Source organism: Stenotrophomonas sp. (assembly GCF_036662295.1).
GTDB lineage: Bacteria > Pseudomonadota > Gammaproteobacteria > Xanthomonadales > Xanthomonadaceae > Stenotrophomonas.
On the sequence record NZ_JAVWXA010000169.1, the window covers coordinates 1 to 5,024 of the forward strand.

2 protein-coding genes are annotated in these 5,024 nt (G+C 68.4%); one reads left to right on the forward strand and one right to left on the reverse strand.

Features of this window, described 5'->3' with window-relative positions; genetic code table 11:
• Nucleotides 1–96: 96 nt before the first annotated feature.
• Entirely contained in the window at nt 97–2,295 is a 2,199-nt protein-coding gene (locus RSA25_RS18920; RefSeq protein WP_332810371.1) for a TonB-dependent siderophore receptor, read from the reverse strand.
• A gap of 576 nt (nt 2,296–2,871) precedes the next feature.
• Between RSA25_RS18920 and fusA the strand changes: the two genes are divergently transcribed.
• Nucleotides 2,872–4,914 (forward strand): elongation factor G, encoded by a 2,043-nt coding sequence (gene fusA / locus RSA25_RS18925; protein WP_332810372.1) that lies wholly within the window; start codon nt 2,872–2,874, stop codon nt 4,912–4,914.
• The last annotated feature ends 110 nt before the right edge of the window (nt 4,915–5,024 follow it).

Here is a 5,024-nt window from a genome sequence, read left to right on the forward strand (position 1 = left end):
CAGAGCGGGGCCCCCGCGCCCCGCCCCCGCCACTACCGGGTCAGATCGATGCCCGCCGCACCCCGGATCAGGCGAATACCACCCGCACCTACCGCATCACCACCCGAACCGCGCCGTGGCCATCACCGTGCGCCCGCTGCCGTAATAGCAGGAAGACACACCCGTGCAGGTGGACACAAAGCGCTTGTCGGCCAGGTTGCTGGCATTGATCGCCAGTTGCACGGCGGTGCTGCCGATGCGGCCCACGTCGTAGCGGATCGCGGCATCCCACAGGGTGTACGCAGGAATCCGATACAGGTTGGCGCTGTCGCCGTAGCTCACGCCGTTGTAGCGCGCCCCGGCCGCCAGGCTCAGGCCGCGCAGTGCGCCGCCCTGGAAGGTGTAGTCGGCCCAGAACGAGGCGGTGTAGTCGGGCACCATCGCCAGCGCCTTGCCACGGTAAGCGGCCGAACGGGTCATCTCCGATTCCATGCGCGAGGCCGCGCCGATCAGGCTGAAGCCCTCCACGGGGGTGATCCGGCCTTCCAGTTCGACACCCCGCACGCGGCCTTCATCGCCCTGGATCGAACAGGTGGCGGTGCCGGTGGCGCCGCAGTTGCGATGGCTGGTGATCGGATCATCCACGATCATGTTCTGCTGGCGCAGGTCATACACCGCCAGCGTGACCAGGCCATCCACGCTGGCCGGCTGATACTTCAGGCCTGCTTCCCACTGCGACCCGTTGATCGGCTCGAAGGTGGCGTGGGTGAAGCTGTCCAGCGGCGACTTGGTGGAGGGCTGGAAGGATTCGGCATAGCTCACATACGGGGTGAGCCCGTTCTCGAACACATACAGCAGCCCGGCGCGCCCGGTAAACGCCTCGCACTTGATCACGTTGCGGCCGCCCGGGGTAGAGATGCCGGTGGCGATGTTGCGGTTGGCGCTGCTGCTGTCGTCCTTGGTCCAGTCGTAGCGGCCGCCCAAGGTGAGGCGCCAGTTGCCCAGTGCCATCTGGTCCTGCAGATACACCCCGCTCTGGCGATTGACCCCGTCGGTGGGGGTCTCGGTGCTCACGGTCGGTGCGTAGGGCGTGTACACCGGGTTGAAGATGTCGATCGGGCGCGGGCTGCTCATCGCACTGCGCACGCCGGACCAGTCGGCGCGCTGCCAGTCCCAGCCGAGCAGCACCGTGTGGTCCAGCGCGCCGGTGGCAAAGCGCGCCTGCAGGCGGGTGTCGAACGTATCGCCATCGGAGTCGCCGGTGCCCATCACGCCGCGGCGGTTCTGGGTGCGGCCATCGGCATTGAGCGCGCCGAAGGTGACCACCCCGCGATACAGCGAATCCACGTGCGTGCGGCGCGCGTTCTGGATGAGGGTGAGGTGGTCGTTGAACTGGTGCTCGAACATCCAGCCGGCCGTCCACAGGGTGCGGTCGTAGGTGTTCCAGTCCGGCTCGCCGATGAAGGTGCTGTTCTTCATGTAGCCGTAGCGGGTGGGCTGGAGCGTGCCGGCGGCCGGCAGGAACTGGTAGGTCGAGCCGCCGTCGTCCTTCTGGTACAGGCCCAGCAGGGTCAGGCGGGTGCGTTCGGCGATCTGCCAGGTGTAGCTGGGCGCCAGGAACCCATGCTTCTGTTGGGTATGGTTGATCTGGGTATCACCATCGCGGTACAGGCCCACCAGCCGGAACAGGTGGTCGTTGCCGGCCAGGCCCGCGCCGACATCGAAGGCGGCGCTGTACTGGCCGTTGGCATCCACGCCCAGGCGCAGTTGCTGCACCTGATCGGGCGTGGGGGTCTTGCTGACCTGGTTGACCATGCCGCCCGGGGCGATCTGGCCGTACATCACCGCCGACGGACCCTTGAGCACTTCCACACGCTCCAGGTTCCAGCTGTCGAACATGGTGCGGTTCCACTGGCTGCCCTGCGGGGCACGCATGCCATCCAGGGTGACGTTGTTGGACCAGCTGCCGGCATCGAAGCCGCGGATGCGGAAATCATCCACGCGGTTGTCGATGCCGCTGCTTTCCAGGCTCACGCCGGCCACGTAGCGCATCGCATCGTTGAGCGACTGCACGCCGCGCGCGTCCAGCTCGGCGCGTTCGATCACCGACACCGACTGCGGCGTCTCGGCAATGCTGGCGTTGGTCTTGGTGGCACCGCTGGCGCTGTTGGCCGCGCGGTAGGCGTTGACGCGGACCGCATCCAGGTCGGTGGCGGACTGCGCGTGTGCGGGAAGCGCGCCGGCGACGGCCAGCACGCAGGCGGCGGCAAGCAGGTTGGGGCGCAACCGGCGGGAAGATTCGGCAGGGAAGGGCATGAGGGATGACTCGGAAGCACGGAAGAAGGTGGGCGCTGCCGTGAGCAGGGCCTCGACGCGCGGCCATCAGCGCCATTCAGGCTGCCGGTGCCGCGGTTACCTGTGCATTCTAGGGAATTCCGCCGGGTATGCAATTGCGACCCATTCGCATATGAGAGGGCGGGGACGGGCGAGCAGGGCACACGCGTGTCACCAAATGGCGTTGACACCCCTCAGTGTTCCAGTGGTGGCGCCAATAAGGGCTTGCAAGCCACGCCGCGAGGTCTAGAATGCACCCATCCACCCGATGCGACCGCCATGATCCTGATGCCGCTCCTGACGTTTTTTACCCAGACCCGCGCAAGCGCGGTACGGGCGCGTCTGCCCTGCGGCTCATCAGGCGGCTGACCGGATTCCGGTCGCCCTGAAAGACCCCAGACAGAGCGCCCATCGGGCGCTCTTTTCGTTTCCGCGTTTCATCACCGATGCAAAGGAGAACGTGCCATGCACCTGATCGCCGAGCCCCAAACCTGGCCGCACGCCCGTTAGCCAACGGCGGCGTGCGGCTCCTCGATGTTGGCGACGAGCACAATGACCATGAACACCCATACCCACCCCCTTTCCCACTGGCGCAACCTGGGCATCATCGCCCACATCGACGCCGGCAAGACCACCCTCACCGAACGCCTGCTGTGGAAGACCGGCGAGATCCGCCGGGTCGGCGAAGTCCATGACGGCGCGGCCACCACCGACTTCTCGGCGATCGAGCGCGAGCGCGGCATCACCATCGGTGCGGCGGCCGTGCAGGCGCACTGGGCCCCGCGTGGCGGCCACGACCATCGGCTGACGCTGATCGACACCCCCGGCCACATCGATTTCGCGATCGAAGTGGAGCGTTCCCTGCGCGTGCTGGATGGCGCGGTGGCGGTGTTCTCCGCGGTCGATGGCGTGCAGCCGCAGTCCGAGACGGTCTGGCACCAGGCCCGCCGCCACGGCGTGCCGCTGATCGCCTACGTCAACAAGATGGACCGCGTCGGGGCCTCCTTCGCGCGCGTGCTGGACCAACTGCAGGACAAACTGCAGGCACGTGCGTGGGCGGTCGGCTGGCCGCTTGGCGACGAACACCATTTCCATGGCTGGGTCGACTTCATCGACCGCCAGATCGTGGTGTGGGACGACGCCGGCAGCCCGACCCGCCGCGACTGGAACGCTGACGAGCAGGCGCAGTGGCAGCCGTATCGCCAGCGCCTGATCGAAGCGGTGGCCGACCATGACGACGGCCTGGCCGATGCCTGGCTGGCGGGTGCGGCGATCGATGACCATGCGCTGCGGGCGGCGCTGCGCCGGGCCACGCTGGCCGGTGCGGGCGTGCCGGTGCTGGCGGGGTCGGCGTTCAAGAGCAAGGGCATCGACACGTTGCTGGATGCGATCGTCGATTTCCTGCCCTCGCCGCTGGACCGGCCGGCCGTGGTGGCCACCCGGGGCGGCAGCGAGGTGTTGCTGCCGCCGGACCCGGCAGGTCCGCTGGCCGCGCTGCTGTTCAAGATCACCCACCAGAGCCATGCCGCGCTCAGTTTCGTGCGGCTGTATTCGGGCAGGTTGAAGGTGGGCGACACCGTGGCCAGCTCGCAGCACGCACAGGGGCGGCGGATCAGCCGGCTGGTGCGGGTGCAGGCCGACCAGACCCACGACATCACCGAGGCGGTCGCCGGTGACATCGTGGCGGTGATCGGCTGGAAGGATGCGGTGAGCGGTGAAACGCTCAGTGCACCGGCCGCGCCGCTGCTGCTGGACACCATCCATGCCCAGCATGCGGTGCTGGCCTGGCGGCTGGGCGCGGAGAAGGCCGCCGACCTGATCCGGATGAGCCAGGGCCTGTCGAGCCTGGCGCAGGAAGATCCCTCGTTCCGCGTCGATACCGATGCGGTGACCGGGGAGACCCTGATCTGGGGCATGGGCGAGCTGCATCTGGAAGTGATGGTGGAGCGCCTGCGCAGCGAATGGAACGTGCCGGTGAAGGTGGGCGCGCCCCGCGTGGCGTACCAGGAAACACCGGCGCACGCGGTGCAGGACGTGGAAGGGCGGGTGGTCAAGCAGACCGGTGGCCAGGGCCAGTTCGCCCGGGTGCGGGTGGACGTGACGCCCACCGGCGACGAGGCGGTGCGCTTCATCGACCGCACGGTCGGCGGGGTGATCCCCAAGTCGTTCGTGGCGGCGGTGGAGAAGGGCGTGCGCGCGGCGCTGGAAGAAGGCCCGCGCGGGCATCCGGTGGTCGGGATCGAGGTGGTCCTGACCGACGGCCAGACCCATGCCAAGGACTCCTCGGAGATGGCCTTCCATCGCGCCGGCAGCGAAGCGGTGAAGGCGGCGCTGGCCACGGCAGGCACGCGCCTGCTGGAGCCGGTGATGGAAGTGGCCATCCACGCGCCGTCGACGAACGTCGGCGACGTGGTGGGCGACCTCAACCGCCGCAGCGGGCGCGTGGCCTCCATCGAGGACCAGGGGGCCCAGGTGGAAGTGGTCGGCTATGCGCCGCTGGCGCGACTGGCCGGCTACACCACCGCGCTGCGGTCGCTCACCCAGGGCCGCGCCACCAGCGACATGCGCTTCAGCGGGTATGAGCAGGTGCAGGCCGCATGAGGACGAGGGAGCCGGGCAACCGGCTCCCTTTTTTTGTTGTCCGCCCGTACCCGCCCTTGGACAGGTGACCGGAGCGCACCGGAAAAGCCGGTAGTGCCGGCCCCAGGCCC

Coding starts and splice junctions, on each gene's coding strand:
- RSA25_RS18920 (WP_332810371.1), bottom strand. CDS start 2,295: ATGCCCTTCCCTGCCGAATCTTCCCGCCGGTTGCGCCCCAACCTGCTT.
- fusA (WP_332810372.1), top strand. CDS start 2,872: ATGAACACCCATACCCACCCCCTTTCCCACTGGCGCAACCTGGGCATC.